This window comes from Agrobacterium sp. 719_389, from assembly GCF_900188475.1.
Taxonomy (GTDB): Bacteria; Pseudomonadota; Alphaproteobacteria; order Rhizobiales; family Rhizobiaceae; genus Agrobacterium; species Agrobacterium radiobacter.
Genome location: NZ_FYEM01000013.1, coordinates 1 through 16,343, shown reverse-complemented (window position 1 = coordinate 16,343; position 16,343 = coordinate 1). Strand labels below are relative to the sequence as shown.

Here is a 16,343-nt window from a genome sequence, read left to right as displayed (position 1 = left end):
AGAAAATCGCTCACCGAAAAATTCGATGCCAAGACTCTTGACTATGATTCGCGGAAATGAGATTCTTCGGGTGCTTAAATCAAAGAAAGGCTTCCGCGCGGCAACGTTCGGGGGCTTTTTTCTTTTGTGATGCGTCTCCTGTTAGTCGTTCGAGTTAAAACTCACTACTTGGACCGGTATTCGGCAAACAGCGTTTGAAGATGTTCCAGAACGAACTCGGCAAATTCCGGTGCTTCGTTCTTGTCGATGGAGATATCCAGCTTGCGGTCGCTCTCGACCACCTTCGCCAGCCGGCCGCCGGTTTCGGACGACCAGACACCGGTTTTTTTTGCCTGCGCCTTGGGCTTCAGGAAATCCAGAAGCGACTTGAAACGGTCTTCCGATGGCAGGGCAGCAACCGAGGCATCCCTCACATAGGCACGGGCCGCTTCCTTGACCTGAGAAGAGGAAAGCTGATCGGCGAGGTCCATCCAATTACGACGGCCGACAGTTGGGGCGGGGCCAATAAGATCGACAAGATCCTCCGGAATGCGGCCGACAACCGACAGCATGTTGGAGAGATCGCCCTTGTGCAGCGACATGGCGGCCATGATCGTATCCCGCGGAAACCGTATCTGCAGTTTCTGGGCAAAGCGCGCCTTTTCGATATAGGTGAGATCCCGACGCTCGTTGTTTTCCTGTCCCTGGGCAACGACGAGCTGCTCATCGCTGAGATCACGTACGACGGCCTTGACCGGAATACCGAGGCTGGAGACGGCGCGCAGGCGACGGTGACCAAAGGCGACCTGATAACGGCCGGGGAATTCGGGATGCGGGCGCACCAGAATGGGAACCTGCTGGCCCTGTTCACGAATGGCTTCAACCAGACCTGCATCCGCCTCTTCGGAGGCTGGCATGCGATCGGGTATGAAGGAAGGATCGATATCGGCAGGATTGAGCGAAACGATCGTGAGACCTTCTGCGAGCTGCCTTTCGATCTCTTCCGCACGCTTGGCGCGTTCCGATACCTCGCTGAGCGACTGGCCGATCATTCCCACCGGGGAATTCAGAACATCGGTCACGAGTTCCGGAGAGCCAAGGATGGGCCTGATACGCGGACGCGACCGCTCGGATGCGGTCTCATTGCTGTCGGCGGCCGGAGTACCAAGATTGGCGAATATCTGTTTTCTGCTCATGCTGCCCTACCCCACGCTTTTTTAATCAGTCCTTCGATTTCAGCGTTTACGTTGTTCATGGCTTCCAGCGCACGGTCATAGGTGGACCGGGTGAACTGGGTTCTTTCCACTTCGAAAAGTGTCTGGTTGGTCAGTCCGGCATCCGAGACGGCCGTGCTCTTCAGCATCGGGTGGATGAGGACGTTTTCACCGAAAATCGAGCGCAGGAAGGCGACCATCTGGTTCTGCGGACCGTCACTCGGTTCAAAGCGGGTAATCAGATAACGCATCCAGTTATAGTCAGAACGTGCGCCCGCCCTGCCGATTTCAGCGAGAAGATCGCCGGTCATGGCAAGGAACTGGTTCATCGACATCACATCCAGCATTTGCGGATGTACGGTGACGAGAACCGATGTGGCGGCGGTCAGCGCCGAAAGCGTCAGATAGCCAAGCTGCGGCGGGCAATCGATGACGACGACATCATAGAAGTTCTGCGCCTGGGCGATCGCCTGGCCGATACGGGCAAAGAACAGTGTATCGCCGGGCGCGCGACGCATCAGAGCGCGGGGCGTGTCGTGTTCGAATTCCATCAGTTCCAGATTGCCCGGAACGATATGGAGATTGGGAATGTAGGTGCCGCGAACGATTTCAGCGATCGGCCGGCGTTCGTCATCATAACGGATGGCGCCATAGAGGGTTTCATTTGGACCGACATCGATCTCCGGCTGATGACCGAAGAGCGCGGACAGACTGGCCTGCGGATCGAGATCGATGGCGAGCACCCGGTAACCGCGCAGCGCCAGATATTGCGCCAGATGCGCAGACGTTGTGGTTTTTCCAGAACCGCCCTTGAAGTTCATGACGGCGATGACCTGCAATTCTTCACCATCACGGCGGTGTGGGAGATAACGACGTGTGCCGCGTGCGCCCTGATCAAGGAATTTTCTGATCTCGTCCATATCCTCAACCGAATAGGAGCGGCGGCCGGAGGCCTGCGCTGCATCGAGTTCCGGGCGTTCGGCGGCGATCTGGCGAAGATAGGCTTCGCCAATACCGATCAGCCGCGCAGTTTCTGCCGGGGAGAAATGGCGCATGCTCTTTTCGGTGTGGGGAGAAAATGTATTTGCATTATGAGCCTGCAATTGGGCTGACAACGCAGCCGAATGCTGTTGTATAAGACTCGTCAGGTCGGGTGCTCCTGCGGCACGTCTTAGATCGGCACTCTGTGTCATCGGTCTTCTTTCGCTCGAAATTGCAGTAGCGGTTTTTTTCGAAAAAGGCGGTTTTTTCCGCAACTGAGATATAAGCGCCGATTCTCTTTTTGGTGCAATAGGCTTTTTTCTCAGGTGCGAAAGTGCCGCTAAGGCATTGTGGAAGAATCACATTTGCTTTTTGTGACGCTTTGACGGTTAGCCGCGGCTAACTTCGCTCTGACGATCAGACAGACGGGCGCGGATCGCGTCTTTTCACACAAGGAATGTATGCCCGCGCAGAAGTTTGCCGCGGCTAACTTTTTGGTTTTGACCCACGGTACATCCGATCATCCCGCGGCAAAAAGTGAAGGGTGGACATTCGCGGATGTTTAATCTCTACTCATTGACTAGAGTATCGTTGGGTTCGACGCCCGTCGTCTGGCTGTTCAAGCTGTCGCAGGTTGGAGGAATGAATGTCCTATGATGTCGCTCTCGTTGGGTCGGGGTTCTCGGCCATCTGTACCGCCGCTCATCTTTTATCGTCCCTACCGGCGGAAGCCTCGATCGCTATCGTGGGCGATGAATCGGATTTTGGGCGCGGCACCGCTTACCGTACCGAGCTTCCCTATCATCGGCTGAATGTGCCAGCCGGGAGAATGAGCGTCTTCCCTGACCGACCCAATGATTTTGTCGACTGGTTGACGGAAAATGGGATAGCGGAGAATCCTCTGCTGTTCGCCTCGCGCGGAGACTATGGTCTTTATCTCCGTGACCGGCTGGCAGGCTTGCTGAGGAGCAGGGAGCAACGGGCGCGGGTGGATTTCGTTCGGGCTAAGGCTTCGGCCTGTCGCCCGGATGGCAAGGGTGGATTTTCTTTTGCTCTGGAGAATGGCGAGCAGTTGCGCGCGCAGAATGTCGTGTTGTGTCTCGGTGTCGGCGCGGCGAGTTTGCCGGTGCAAACTGTCGCGGGGGAGGAAGAGGGGCCACAACGTATCATCGGTCACTGCTGGCAGCCGGGATGGTTGTCCAAAGTCAAGGCGGGGGATCGCATCTGTATTCTGGGTTCGGGTCTGACGATGATAGACCAGGTTCTGACACTGCGGGGAAAAGGGCATCAGGGTCCGATCCATGTTCTATCCCGTCGCGGCCTGGCGCCGCATCCGCATGTCAGCCCGGCTGCTCCCCCGACCGAGCCAGATCTGCCCGATGTCTCGACGGAGATCAGCCGGTTGCTGCAGTCTTTACGCAAACAGGTCAGCGATGGCGCACCGTGGCGTACCGTCATGGATGGTTTGCGGCCGAAAACACAATTGCTTTGGCAACGCCTTACACCTGCGCAGCGCAGCCGGTTTCTTCGGCATGCCTTACCCTGGTGGAATATCCATCGGCACCGTATCGCGCCTGAGGTTTCCGGTGCTTTCGAGAATTTGCTTTCGGACGGCATTCTGGAAATTCATGCCGGTTACCTTCGGTCCATAGAGGAACGGCAGGAGGGGATTGCCGTTCACTATCGCCGCAGGCATACGCAGATCTTGAAGGAGCTGCAGGTCGATTGGGTCATCAATTGCACCGGCATGGAGCGAGCTGGCATCGGTCATTCACGCCTTCTTGAGACCATGCGCGACGACGGTGTTGTTTTGCTTGATCCCTTCGGGCTGGGGGTCGAAGTTGACGACCACTCCCATTTGCTGCGGACGGATGGACGAAGCTGGCCCGGTCTTTTTGCCGCGGGTGCGCTGACGGCGGGCCGGTTCTGGGAGATAACCGCTGTTCCGGATATTCGTGTGCAGGCGCAGAAGATTGCGCAGGAGATCACACACAGAGTGACCGCGAACGATCGGGTTACTGCGCAGGGCTGATGCGGCCAAAGAATCGGCAGTCGCAGGAGGTGCCGTTAGAAAAGACATTCTCGACGTCTCTTTATTTTGATGTTAGCCGCGGCAAACTTTTTCTTTGAATAATATGCTGACTATTTATTGGAAGCGCGAATTCGCGGATTCGAGACGGCTGATGAATGCCGCGTGGGTTGTCTGTACGATAGCAAGCAAAGTTCTTTTGTGAAGTACCGCTTTTTGCCTTCAAGGCGCGCATTCCCGCAGTCAACTGGGGTAAAAGACCAAAGCCGTCTTTGCGGGGCAATATCCGGGATTGCTAAATAATTTACATAGCTTATGGAAGTTCATCATAAAAGAAGCTATAAATCCTGAAAATTTCCGAAATTATGAAAATAATTTGCGAGGGCCCATGCAAAAACAGAAACTGGTAAGGTATGAGACGGCGGACAGTCAGGCTGGCGGGCAGCGTCGGCCATTTGCCAAGGCCGTTCGCGCCGGTGATTTCGTTTATGTTTCGGGACAGGTGCCAACTGTTGATGGCGAGGTCGTGACCGGCGGGATTGTGGCGCAGACCGAGCAGGTTGTTGCGAATATCAGGGATGTTCTGGCGCTGGCGGATTGTACGCTTGCCGATGTGGTCAAGGTCAATGTCTGGCTGGATGATGCGCGGGATTTTTCGAGCTTCAACGCCGTTTTCCAGAAATATTTCATCGATCATCCGCCCGCGCGCTCGACCGTGCAATCACCGCTAATGGTCGATGCTAAGGTGGAAATGGACGTTATCGCCTATAAGCCGCTGGCTTGAAGCCCAATTTGCCTATTTTTGAGAGTAGATGATGACCTATCCCTGGCCTGATGCGGGCACACCACTCAATGCGATTTCGACGCCAATGCCTGTCATCGACGAGGACAGGCTCAGTGCCAATATCCTCAGGGCGCAGTCCTATCTGGATGAACACGGCAAGGCGTTCCGTCCGCATATCAAGACGCACAAGATACCGGCCGTCGCAAAACAGCAGCTTCAGGCCGGTGCGATCGGTATTAATTGCCAGAAAGTCAGCGAGGCGGAAGTTTTCGCGGATGCTGGTTTTGACGACATCCTTATCACCTACAATATTCTCGGCGCGGCAAAGCTTTCGCAGCTGAAAGCGCTGAATGCGCGCATCGACGGGCTAAGCGTGGTTGCCGACAGCGCGGTCACGATTGCCGGTCTCGCCGATACATTCGATGCGGCAAGGCCGCTTGCCGTGCTTGTCGAATGCGATACGGGCGGCAAGCGCTGCGGCGTGCAGACGCCGCAAGCGGCATTGGCGCTTGCGGAAAAGATTGTTGCGGCCCCCGGTCTGACATTCAAGGGCGTTCTGACCTATCCGGCGCCTGGCGGGGCCGAGACGGTAGAGAAATTCCTTCGCGAGACCATGGCGTCGCTTGCGCCAAGGGGTATCGATTGCCCGGTGCGTTCCAGTGGCGGTTCGCCCGATTTTTACTCCGCCCATCTCGTTCCTTCCGCGACCGAACATCGGGCCGGCACCTATGTCTATAATGATCGGGCGATGCTGCGCGCGGGACATTGCACGGCCGGCGATCTCGCCATGCATGTTCTCGCCACCGTGGTTTCGAGACCTACGGCGGATCGGGCCGTGCTGGACAGCGGATCCAAGGCCTTGACCTCAGATCTCCTGGGTTTCAGCGACTATGGGCTGATCGAAGGTTATGAAGGCGCAAAAATCATCTCGCTTTCGGAAGAACACGCTGTCGTCGATCTGTCCGGCTGCGCCTCCGGGCGGCCTGAAATAGGTGATGTGGTCAAGGTCGTGCCTAACCATACGTGCGTCGTCAGCAATCTTTTCGACAGGATGGTTTTTCATCGAAACGGCGTCGTAACGCGCGTTGAGAAGGTCGCAGCGCGCGGCACCGTCTGGTAAGGTTACCCGGCTAATTAAATTGGAATCGGGAGCTGCGATAATGCAGAGACCGGCAACGAGAATCTGGAAAAATGCGCATCTTCACGGCGTCGCTCGCCACTGAAACCAACACGTTTTCACCCGTGCCGACGGATATGGACGCTTTTCGCGCGGCTTTTTATGCCGGGCCGGGCGAGCATCCCGAAACGCCGACGCTCTGCTCCTCGCCCGTACCGATCCTGCGTCGTCGCGGCAAGGCGGAAGGGCTCACGGTGATCGAGGGAACCTCCTGCTGGGCAGAACCGGCGGGCCTTATCCAGCGCCAGACCTATGAAGCGCTGCGGGATACTATTCTTGCCGAACTCGCCGCCGCCATGCCCGTCAATGCCGTGGTCCTTGGCCTTCATGGAGCCATGGTGGCGCAGGGTTATGACGATCCGGAAGGCGATTTCCTCTCCCGCATCCGCGCGATGGTTGGACCGGATGTCCTGATCGCGGCGGAATTCGATCCCCACAGTCACCTGACGGCGCTCCGGGTCAAAAATCTCGACATCATGGCGACGTTTCTGGAGTTTCCGCATACGGATTTCGAAGAGCGCGGCGAACATGTGGTGGAAATGGCGCTGCGCACGCTTCGGGGAGAGATCAAACCGGTCATCTCGACTTTCGATTGCCGCATGATCACCATTTATCCCACCAGCCGTGAGCCGATGCGTTCTTATGTCGACCGGTTGAAGGCGATGGAGGGCAGGGACGGGATCCTGTCAATTTCGGTCATCCATGGTTTCATGGCCGGTGACGTACCGGATATGGGAACGCGCATCGTGGTCGTCACCGATAATGACAGGGCAAAGGGTGACGCGCTGGCCGAAAAGCTCGGCCGCGAACTCTATGCCATGCGCAAGCTGACTGCCATGCCGATGCTGGATACGGAAACGGGTCTCGACCGGGTTCTCGCCATTCGCAGCGACAATCAGGAGAAGCCGGTCGTCGTATCGGACATCTGGGACAATCCGGGCGGCGGTGTCGCCGGTGATGCAACCCATATTCTGCGGCGCATGGTGGGGCGCGGCATGGACAATTTCGCTGTCGCGACGATCTGGGACCCGATCGCTGTGTCTTTCTGTCACGCGGCGGGGGAGGGTGCCGAGATCGATCTGCGCATCGGCGGCAAATCCAGCCCTGAGGGCGGCGAGCCGCTCGATTTCCGCATAAAGGTAATGCGCACGGCTGAGGCCGGCTGGCAGAGTTTCCGCAACAGCCGCGTCACGCTCGGCCGCGCCGCTGTCGTGCGGCCGCTGGGCACGGAGATCGATATCATCCTCATCACCAGCCGGACGCAGACTTATGAGCCGGATATCTTTTGCAATCTAGGCATCGATTTCGCGAAAAAAGACGTGCTGCTGGTCAAGTCGACCAACCATTTTCATGCGGGGTTTGCGCCGGTCGCCTCCGAGATCGTTTATATCGCGGCCCCGACGTCCTATCCGACCGACCCGGCAAAAACGCCCTATCGCAAGGCGAGCCTCGAGCTTTGGCCACGGGTGGCCGATCCGCTGGGTCTGGATTGAGCGGCAGCGGTTTGAGCATTATCGGGACGGAACTGTGACGCCTTTTTCTGGAAAGGCTTCAGAGACGCTCAAGCGTGATCAGGAAAAACGCGCTTTCGTTTTGATCTGATTCAATGGTGAACTGTAAACCGCCGTCGATCAGCAGACCATCCAGCTTCCCCAGCCGGTCCTTGCTGTCACCGGTCGAAACCATCAGCGGATCGAGCGCCAGGACAAGCGTCGTGTTTCCGTCTGCTTTCCCCGCAAACAGACCCGAGCGCCTCATGACGACATGGCGAAAGGTCGAACGACGGGTCATGACGTTCAGATCGGTGATCGCGCCGTCGGGTAGGGTCGCATTGACGGGAACATCGGCCGGAAAGGGCAGGGGCGCGCTCTCCATGGTCAGCAGCAGCGGATCGGCGGCCGCAATTTCCAGAGCCATGCCGTTTCCCTCAAGAATGGCGAGGGTGCGGTCTATACCGGGAAAGATCGAAAACGGCCCATCGCTTGCGACCGTCGCCATGCTGATACGCCAGTCGAAATCATCGACGGAAGAGCCGGGCGGAAAGATGGCGATTTCCACGGTCTCGCCGCCGCCGTTTTTCCAGGGCATTCGCTTGTAGTCGCTCGCGCGCAGCAGGGTCATGGTCGTTCACTTCTAAGAGAAGCGGCCGGAAAAGGTGTTCCCCATTTCCGGCCGTGGCAGGATCAATTGCCGAGGATGCCGGGCAGGCGCAGGCCCTGTTCTCTGGCGCATTCCACGGCGATGTCGTAACCGGCATCGGCATGGCGCATCACGCCGGTCGCCGGGTCGTTCCAGAGCACGCGCTCCAGTCGGCGGGCCGCATCGTCGGTGCCATCCGCGCAGATGACCATGCCGGAATGCTGCGAGAAGCCCATGCCGACACCGCCGCCGTGATGCAGCGAAACCCAGGTCGCGCCGGATGCGGTGTTGAGCAGCGCATTGAGGAGCGGCCAGTCGGAAACGGCGTCCGAGCCGTCCTTCATGGCTTCGGTTTCGCGGTTGGGCGAGGCGACGGAGCCGGAATCCAGATGGTCGCGGCCAATGACAACAGGCGCCTTCAGCTCGCCGTTCTTCACCATTTCATTGAAGGCAAGCCCAAGACGATGGCGGTCGCCAAGGCCGACCCAGCAAATACGCGCCGGCAGGCCCTGGAATGCGATGCGCTCGCGCGCCATGTCCAGCCAATTGTGCAGGTGCTTGTTGTCAGGCAGCAGTTCCTTCACCTTGGCGTCGGTCTTGTAGATGTCTTCCGGATCACCCGACAGGGCCGCCCAGCGGAACGGGCCGATGCCGCGGCAAAACAGCGGGCGGATATAGGCCGGCACGAAGCCCGGGAAGGCGAAAGCGTTTTCCAGCCCCTCATCCTTGGCGACCTGGCGGATATTGTTGCCGTAATCGAGTGTCGGAACGCCAGCGTTCCAGAAATCGACCATGGCCTGAACATGCACCTTCATCGAGGCGCGCGCTGCGGCGGCAACGGCCTTCGGGTCGCTTTCCTGCTTGGCGCGCCATTCGGCAACCGTCCATCCGGCCGGAAGGTAACCATGGACGGGATCATGCGCCGAGGTCTGGTCGGTAACAATATCGGGGCGGACGCCGCGACGGACCAGTTCCGGAAAGATTTCCGCCGCATTGCCGATCAGGCCGACGGATTTCGCCTCGCCCGCCTTGGTCCATTGGTCGATCAGCGCCAGCGCCTCATCGAGCGTATGCGCCTTCGCATCGACATAACGGGTACGCAGGCGGAAATCGACGCGGGTTTCATCGCATTCGACGGCAAGGCAGCAGGCGCCCGCCATGACGGCGGCGAGCGGCTGTGCGCCTCCCATGCCGCCGAGACCGCCGGTCAGGATCCATTTGCCCTTCAGGTTGCCGTCATAGTGCTGACGACCGGCCTCGACGAAGGTCTCATAGGTGCCCTGCACAATGCCCTGCGTACCGATATAGATCCACGAACCGGCCGTCATCTGGCCGTACATGGCAAGGCCCTTCTTATCCAGTTCGTTGAAGTGATCCCAGTTCGCCCAGTGCGGCACGAGGTTGGAATTGGCGATCAGGACGCGCGGCGCATCCTTGTGGGTGCGGAATACACCGACCGGCTTGCCCGACTGCACGATGAGGGTTTCATCCTCGTTCAGATCTTTCAGCGTCGCAACGATGCGGTCGAAATCGTCCCAGGTACGGGCAGCGCGCCCGATACCGCCATAAACCACCAGCTCATGCGGGCGCTCGGCGACATCGGGGTCGAGATTGTTCATCAGCATGCGCAGCGGCGCTTCCGTCATCCAGCTTTTGGCATTGAGTTCATTGCCCTGTGGTGCGCGGACTTCACGAATATTATGGCGTGGATTGTTCATGTGTTTTCCCCTTATCGTTTCGTGTCGAGCGCAAATTTTTCCATGCGCGTGAGAATGGTTTTGAGATGGGAGCGAAGCCGGTCGGCCTTGCCCGCGTCATAGGCGAAAGGCGGCGTCTCGCTTTGAAGATGGGTGGACTGCGCCAGCTCCATCTGGATGGCGTGCACGCGGTTCTGCGGTTTTCCGTAATGGCGCGTCGTCCAGCCGCCCTTGAAACGACCGTTCAGAATGCTGTCGTAACCCTCTGCAGCGGCGGTCGCTTCGACAGCGATTTTTTCGATCGCCGGGTCGCAAGTTGTGCCCATATCCGTGCCGATATTGAAATCCGGCAGCTTGCCTTCAAACAGGAAGGGAATATGCGAACGGATCGAATGGCAATCATAGAGAATGGCGATGCCGTGGATGGCCTTCACCCGCTCGATTTCCGCCGCGAGAGCTGCGTGATAGGGCGCATGAAAGGTTTCCAGACGGTATGCGATATCGTCCTGAGCGGGCTCCTGCCCTTCATTCCAGATCGGCTTCCCGTCGAAATCGGTCTCCGGAACAAGCCCTGTTGTGTTCTGGCCCGGATAAAGGCTCACCCCGGCCGGGTCGCGGTTGGCGTCGATCACGTACCGATGAAAGGCGGCACGCACTGTCGTCGCTTCCGGGATCAGATCCGCATAGAGATCGTGAATATGCCAGTCGGTATCGGCCAGCAATTTGCCATTGTCGTTCAGGCGTTGCCATATATCCGCCGGCACATTCGTGCCGGTGTGGGGTAGCCCGAGAATGATCGGCGATGAACCTTCATTGATGTCAAAGACACGCATCTCAAACCTCCAGCTTCGGCAGAATGCCGCCCGAGATCGTCGAGATCAGAGCGCCGGAAGCGATCAGTTCCGCCGCCGCCTTCAGGTCCGGCGCCATATAACGGTCTTCTTCCAGCGATGGGATCGTGGCGCGCAGCGCGGCAATCACCTTCTGCAATTCGGGGCTGGTTTTCAGCGGACCGCGCAACTCCACACCCTGAATGGCCGAAAGCGCTTCAATGCCAAGGATGGCAAAAAGATTGTCCGTCATTGGCAGCAGGCGTCGCGCGCCGTGGCAGGCCATGGACACATGGTCTTCCTGATTGGCGGAGGTCGGCGTCGAATCGACAGAGGCCGGATGCGCCATCTGCTTGTTCTCACTCATCAGCGCGGCGGAGGTGACTTCGGCGATCATCAGGCCCGAATTCAGCCCAGGCTTCTTGGAAAGAAAGGCCGGCAGCCCATAAGACAGGGCCGGATCGACCAGAAGCGCCACGCGACGCTGGGCGATCGCGCCGATTTCGCAAATGGCGAGCGCCGTCTGATCGGCGGCAAATGCCACAGGTTCGGCGTGGAAATTGCCGCCGGAGACGACGGAATTGTCTGAAAGCACCAGCGGATTGTCGGTCACGGCATTGGCTTCGATTTCCAGCGTGCGGGCCACCTGCCGCAGAAGATCGAGGCAGGCGCCATCCACCTGCGGCTGGCAGCGAATGCAATAGGGGTCCTGCACCCGCTCGTCACCCTCGATATGGCTGACCCGGATTTCCGAACCTTCCAGCAGATTACGAAGCGCCGCTCCCGCGTCGATCTGGCCCTTATGGCCGCGCAGGCTGTGAATATCGGGATGGAAAGGGGCAGACGACCCCATAGCGGCATCGGTGGAAAGCGCGCCGGTGACAAGCGCCGCCTGTGCCGCGCGATGGGCGCGGAAAAGACCGGCGAGCGCCAGCGCCGTCGAGGTCTGTGTGCCGTTGATAAGTGCAAGCCCTTCCTTGGCGGCAAGCACAACAGGGGTCAATCCGGCTTTCGCAAGCGCTTGGCCGGCGGGCAGAAGCGCTCCCTCATAAAAGGCCTCGCCTTCGCCCATCATCACCGCTGCCATATGGGCAAGCGGCGCGAGATCGCCGGAAGCGCCGACAGAACCCTTTTCGGGAATGACGGGAATGACACCCTTCTCAAGCATGGCTTCAATCAGCCGCACCAGTTCCAGCCGCACGCCGGATGCGCCGCGGCCGAGCGAAACCAGCTTCAGCGCCATGATCAGCCGCACGATATTTTCAGGAAGCGCTGCGCCGACCCCGCAGCAATGCGACAGGATGAGATTGCGCTGCAGCGTCGCCACATCGGCCGCGTCGATCTTGATGGAAGCAAGTTTGCCGAAACCGGTATTGATGCCGTAGACCGGCGCATTGCCGGCAGCAATCTCCGCGATGCGAGCCGCTGCCTTTTCAATGCCGGCATCGAAGCTGCGATCGAGCTTTGCCGTGCCGTTTTCCCAGTAGATGGTGGAAAGCTCGGCAAGCGTCACGGCGCCTGGATGAAGGGTGATGGCTTTTATGGTCATGAGGAAACCTTCTGTCCCTTGAAAATACGGGCGTGGAGCGGATTAAAACCGATGCGATAGACAAGCTCGGCCGGGCGCTCGATGTCCCAGATGGCGAAATCAGCCGATTTTCCGGCCTCCAGCGTGCCGGTTTCCGCAAGCAGGCCGAGCGCCTTTGCCGCATTGCGTGTCGTCGCCGTCAGGCACTCTTCCACGGTCATGCGGAAAAGCGTGGCGCCCATATTCATCGTCAGCAGCAGGGAGGTGAGCGGCGATGTTCCGGGGTTGCAGTCTGTTGCGAGCGCAATGTCGGCTCCGGCATCGCGCAGCGCCTGTACCGGCGGCAGCTGCTTTTCGCGCAGCGCATAAAAGGCGCCGGGAAGAAGCACGGCCACGGTTCCCGCTTCCGCCAGCGCCTTCGCGCCGGCCTCATCAAGATATTCGAGGTGATCGGCCGAAAGCGCATTATAGGATGCCGCAAGCTCGGAACCGCCAAGGTTGGAAAGCTGCTCGGCATGCAGCTTGACCGGAAGGCCATACTGTTTTGCAACCTTGAAAACCCGATCGATCTCCTCGACGGAAAAGGCGATGCCTTCGCAGAAGCCGTCAACCGCATCCGCCAGTCCTTCCGCATGGGCTTTTTCCAGCCCCGGCAGAACAACGTCGCTAATATAATCGGCGTTACGGCCCTTATAGTCTGCAGGTGTGGCATGGGCGGCGAGATAGCTGGTGACGATGCGCACAGGCCGCAATTTTTCAAGCCTGCGCGCGACGCGCAGCATCTTCAGTTCGGTTTCGATGTCGAGACCGTAACCGGATTTGATTTCGACTGTGGAAACGCCTTCGGAAAGAAGGGTGTGGAGGCGCGGAAGCGCCTGCGCCACCAGAACCTCTTCCGAAAGCGCACGCGTATCGCGCACCGAAGAAACGATGCCGCCGCCCGCTTTGGCGATCTCCTCATAGGTCGCACCATTCAAACGCATCTCGAATTCCATGGCCCGATTGCCGCCGAAGACAAGATGTGTATGGCAGTCGATCAGGGCAGGGGTGATCCAGCGGCCGCCGCAATCGGTGGTCTCATCGGCTGTCGCCATATCGGCGGGCAGGTCGTTTTCAGGACCGGCAAAGGCGATGCGGCCGTTACGCACGGCAATCGCGGCGTTTTCGACGGCGCCGATGCCATCCATGTCGGCATTGAAGGTTGCCAGCCGGGCGTTGCGCCACAAAGCCGTGGCGTTGCCCGTCGCCGTTCCGTTTGCAGATTTGTTCCCTGGCATTTGCTTTTCGCCTTTCCTTTGTGAGTTAAATGTATATACATAATAATTGGCTTGGCAAGCTGCATTTTCGTGTTTGAAATGGCCTTGCCGGACAGAACCAAAGGAGAGGGTGGCATGACGGCAATTCACGCGGGCGCAGCGCTTCTGGGGGACGGATGGGCGAAGGATGTTCGCATCATCTGCGATGACGGCATTATTTCATCCGTCGAAACCGGTGTTTCCCCGCAGCCGCAGGATGAGCGTCACGCCGTCATCGTTCCAGCCATGCCCAATCTCCACAGCCACGCCTTTCAGCGGGCCATGGCGGGGCTTGCCGAAATCCGCGGCCCGGGTGACGACAGTTTCTGGAGCTGGCGCACTGTCATGTATAAATTCGCACTCTCCATGACGCCTGACCATATCGAGGCCGTTGCCGCCCAGCTCTATATGGAAATGCTGGAGGCCGGTTTCGGCCGGGTCGGCGAATTTCACTATCTGCATAATGACAGGGATGGTTCGCATTACGGCAATATCGCCGAAATGGCCGAACGCATCGGCGCGGCCGCGTCGCAGACGGGCATCGGCCTCACCTTGCTGCCGGTCTTTTATGCCCATTCCGGTTTTGGCGGCCAGGCTCCGATCGATGGACAGAAACGCTTCATCCATTCGCTCGACAGTTATGGAAAGCTGATGCAGGGCGCACAGGCCGTGCTGGACAAATTGCCGGGTGCGGCCCTCGGCATCGCGCCACACAGCCTGCGTGCCGTAACCGGCGACGAGCTGGCAGCCATCGAGCCGCTGGCAAAGGGTGGGCCAATCCATATTCATGTGGCGGAACAAACGAAGGAAGTGGACGATTCACTTGCCTTTTCCGGTGCGAGACCGGTGGAATGGCTGCTTGAAAACGCGCCGGTCGATGATCGCTGGTGCCTTATCCATGCGACACATATGACGGAAAACGAAACGCGGCATATGGCGAAACGCGGCGCCGTTGCCGGTCTCTGCCCGATCACCGAAGCCAATCTTGGCGACGGCATCTTCCCGGCTCCGGCTTTTCTCGGTGAAAACGGCCATTACGGCGTCGGATCCGATTCCAACATTCTGATTTCCGTGCCGGAAGAACTGCGAACCCTCGAATATTCACAGCGCCTCTCGCGTCGGGCGCGTAATGTCATTGCCGATGCCGGCCATTCCACGGGAGAAAAACTCTTCCGGCAGGCGCTCGAAGGCGGCGGCAGGGCTCTGGCGTCGCCAAATGGTCTGGAAAGCGGGAAAAGTGCGGATTTTGTCGCTCTTGATGTTTCCGCCGTTTCTTATCTTCCGATATCCCAGATTCTCGATCAATGGATATTTGCCGGTGGTGTTGGCGTCGATTCCGTTTGGATGCGCGGCAAAAAGCGCGTGCAAGCCGGCCGGCATATCCACCGCCGTGAAATATCCGATCGCTTCAACAAGGTCATGGCCGAACTTCTCGATAGCTGATATGGGCTCGGTAGAAACGGGAAAAAGCCAGTAGGGAAAGGCATTGCGGACGTGACGAAAGCATCGGCCGGGCAAACCCTGCACCAGCGCATCCTCAGCGACATCGAGGGCCGGATCGTTTCAGGAGAATGGCCGCCGGGCCACCGGCTGCCTTTCGAGGTAGACCTCGCCGATCAGTATCACTGTTCGCGCATGACGGTGAACAAGGTCATGGGCCAGCTCGCCAAGGCCGGCTTGATTGAGCGCCGCAAGAAATCCGGCAGTTTCGTTCGCCAGCCGCAGATCCAGTCTGCAGTCCTGCAAATTCATGACATCGGGGCGGAAGTCGAATCCCTTGGCCTCGAATATGGCTTCAAGATCCTGGAGCGCAAAGGGCGCAGCGCCAAAAGCGGGGATCGTGAGCGCCTCGACGTTTCCGTCGGCACGTCATTGCTCGAGATTCTCTGCATCCATTTCGCCGGTGCGCGCGAATTCTGTGTCGAGCAGCGTCTCATCAGTCTGACGGCGGTGCCGGAAGCGGCTGAAACCGACTTTACCGAAATTGCGCCGGGGCCCTGGCTGCTCGGCCATGTCCCGTGGAGCACTGCCGAACATCGGATCAGCGCCGAGGCGCCGTCGAAAGAGATCGCACGCCTGCTCGGCATCTCCGACAGGCAGGCCTGCCTGGTGGTCGAACGTCGTACCTGGAGCAATTCCGGCGCCGTGACCTATGTGCGCTTCACCTATCCCGGCAATGCGCATGCCCTTGTGGCCCGTTTCAGCCCGTCTTCCGACTGATATCCGCAAGGTCGCCCGCATCCTTTAATCGCGAAATGGAAACCCTATACAGGGAGAGACTTGTCCTGCTTTCCGTTCGCATGGCCGAAAGTCGTTAAAATCCGTTAATCTGTACGATAAATCTCAAATTCTCTTTTAGAATCAGTAATCTGTCACATTTCTTGATTTTTTTGATATTGCTGTGTTGACTTGTTTGAGGGTGTGGATTTATAAGTCCGCTCACTGAACGAGGGCGGCGGCGCTGCTGGCGACGACGACTTTCGTTCTAAAGAAATCAGGATGATGAGCTGAATGCTTGTTTGTTTCCAATGGCTTGATGCTTTTGGGGTTTGATTTTGTGACTGTTTGATGCGGTCTGTTTTTTGACAATTGAATATGAGAAGAAAGAGAAACGTGGGCGGCGAAGCTTGCGGGGTCTGGAGAGATTTGGACCCTAGTGAATAGACTTTGACGGTCACGTTTTGAACAAG

Annotated in this window: 14 protein-coding genes; 6 read left to right on the top strand and 8 right to left on the bottom strand. The window is 58.4% G+C overall.

What is annotated here, in order from left to right:
• Window positions 1–164: 164 nt before the first annotated feature.
• Together repB and repA are read right to left on the bottom strand one after the other, a co-directional pair.
• The gene (gene repB / locus CFB10_RS21090; RefSeq protein ID WP_020009228.1) at window positions 165–1,175 is read right to left on the bottom strand and encodes a plasmid partitioning protein RepB; all 1,011 of its coding nucleotides are present in this window, start codon (window positions 1,173–1,175) and stop codon (window positions 165–167) included.
• Complete coding sequence (repA, locus tag CFB10_RS21085) at window positions 1,172–2,386, bottom strand: plasmid partitioning protein RepA (RefSeq protein ID WP_026363408.1); 1,215 nt, start codon at window positions 2,384–2,386, stop codon at window positions 1,172–1,174. Before repA ends, repB begins: the two co-directional genes overlap by 4 nt.
• 434 nt (window positions 2,387–2,820) lie before the next feature.
• Here repA and CFB10_RS21080 point away from each other — a divergent pair, with 434 nt between their 5' ends.
• From CFB10_RS21080 to CFB10_RS21065, 4 genes are all read left to right on the top strand, one after another.
• Entirely contained in the window at window positions 2,821–4,206 is a 1,386-nt protein-coding gene (locus CFB10_RS21080) for an FAD/NAD(P)-binding protein (protein WP_026363409.1), read from the top strand.
• 385 nt (window positions 4,207–4,591) lie between these two features.
• The gene (locus tag CFB10_RS21075) at window positions 4,592–4,987 is read left to right on the top strand and encodes a RidA family protein (protein ID WP_020009231.1); all 396 of its coding nucleotides are present in this window, start codon (window positions 4,592–4,594) and stop codon (window positions 4,985–4,987) included.
• A gap of 31 nt (window positions 4,988–5,018) precedes the next feature.
• Window positions 5,019–6,107 carry a D-TA family PLP-dependent enzyme gene (locus CFB10_RS21070; RefSeq protein ID WP_026363410.1) on the top strand — a complete coding sequence of 363 codons (1,089 nt, stop codon included), beginning with the start codon at window positions 5,019–5,021 and terminating at the stop codon, window positions 6,105–6,107.
• 71 nt (window positions 6,108–6,178) lie between these two features.
• Window positions 6,179–7,657: a M81 family metallopeptidase gene (locus CFB10_RS21065; protein WP_020009233.1), complete on the top strand. Its 1,479-nt coding sequence runs from the start codon at window positions 6,179–6,181 to the stop codon at window positions 7,655–7,657.
• Window positions 7,658–7,715: 58 nt separating this feature from the next.
• Here CFB10_RS21065 and CFB10_RS21060 read toward each other — a convergent pair whose 3' ends face one another.
• From CFB10_RS21060 to hutI, 5 genes are all read right to left on the bottom strand, one after another.
• The gene (locus tag CFB10_RS21060; protein ID WP_020009234.1) at window positions 7,716–8,285 is read right to left on the bottom strand and encodes a HutD family protein; all 570 of its coding nucleotides are present in this window, start codon (window positions 8,283–8,285) and stop codon (window positions 7,716–7,718) included.
• A 62-nt stretch (window positions 8,286–8,347) separates the two neighbouring features.
• Window positions 8,348–10,021 carry a urocanate hydratase gene (gene hutU, locus CFB10_RS21055; RefSeq protein ID WP_020009235.1) on the bottom strand — a complete coding sequence of 558 codons (1,674 nt, stop codon included), beginning with the start codon at window positions 10,019–10,021 and terminating at the stop codon, window positions 8,348–8,350.
• Window positions 10,022–10,032: 11 nt separating this feature from the next.
• A complete protein-coding gene (hutG, locus tag CFB10_RS21050) occupies window positions 10,033–10,833 on the bottom strand; it encodes an N-formylglutamate deformylase (protein ID WP_020009236.1) in 801 nt (266 codons plus the stop codon).
• Window position 10,834: 1 nt separating this feature from the next.
• Window positions 10,835–12,379: a histidine ammonia-lyase gene (hutH, locus tag CFB10_RS21045; protein WP_020009237.1), complete on the bottom strand. Its 1,545-nt coding sequence runs from the start codon at window positions 12,377–12,379 to the stop codon at window positions 10,835–10,837.
• On the bottom strand, window positions 12,376–13,635 hold the full coding sequence (gene hutI, locus CFB10_RS21040; protein WP_020009238.1) for an imidazolonepropionase: 1,260 nt from the start codon (window positions 13,633–13,635) through the stop codon (window positions 12,376–12,378). Before hutI ends, hutH begins: the two co-directional genes overlap by 4 nt.
• A gap of 114 nt (window positions 13,636–13,749) precedes the next feature.
• Between hutI and CFB10_RS21035 the strand changes: the two genes are divergently transcribed.
• Both CFB10_RS21035 and hutC read left to right on the top strand, forming a co-directional pair.
• Window positions 13,750–15,096 (top strand): formimidoylglutamate deiminase, encoded by a 1,347-nt coding sequence (locus CFB10_RS21035; RefSeq protein WP_026363411.1) that lies wholly within the window; start codon window positions 13,750–13,752, stop codon window positions 15,094–15,096.
• Between the two features lie 51 nt (window positions 15,097–15,147).
• Complete coding sequence (gene hutC, locus CFB10_RS21030) at window positions 15,148–15,873, top strand: histidine utilization repressor (protein ID WP_020009240.1); 726 nt, start codon at window positions 15,148–15,150, stop codon at window positions 15,871–15,873.
• A 152-nt stretch (window positions 15,874–16,025) separates the two neighbouring features.
• On the opposite strand, the gene CFB10_RS24150 is transcribed toward hutC, so the two are convergent.
• Window positions 16,026–16,343 (bottom strand): hypothetical protein (locus CFB10_RS24150; RefSeq protein WP_210190111.1); only part of this gene is annotated, 318 nt, incomplete at its 5' end.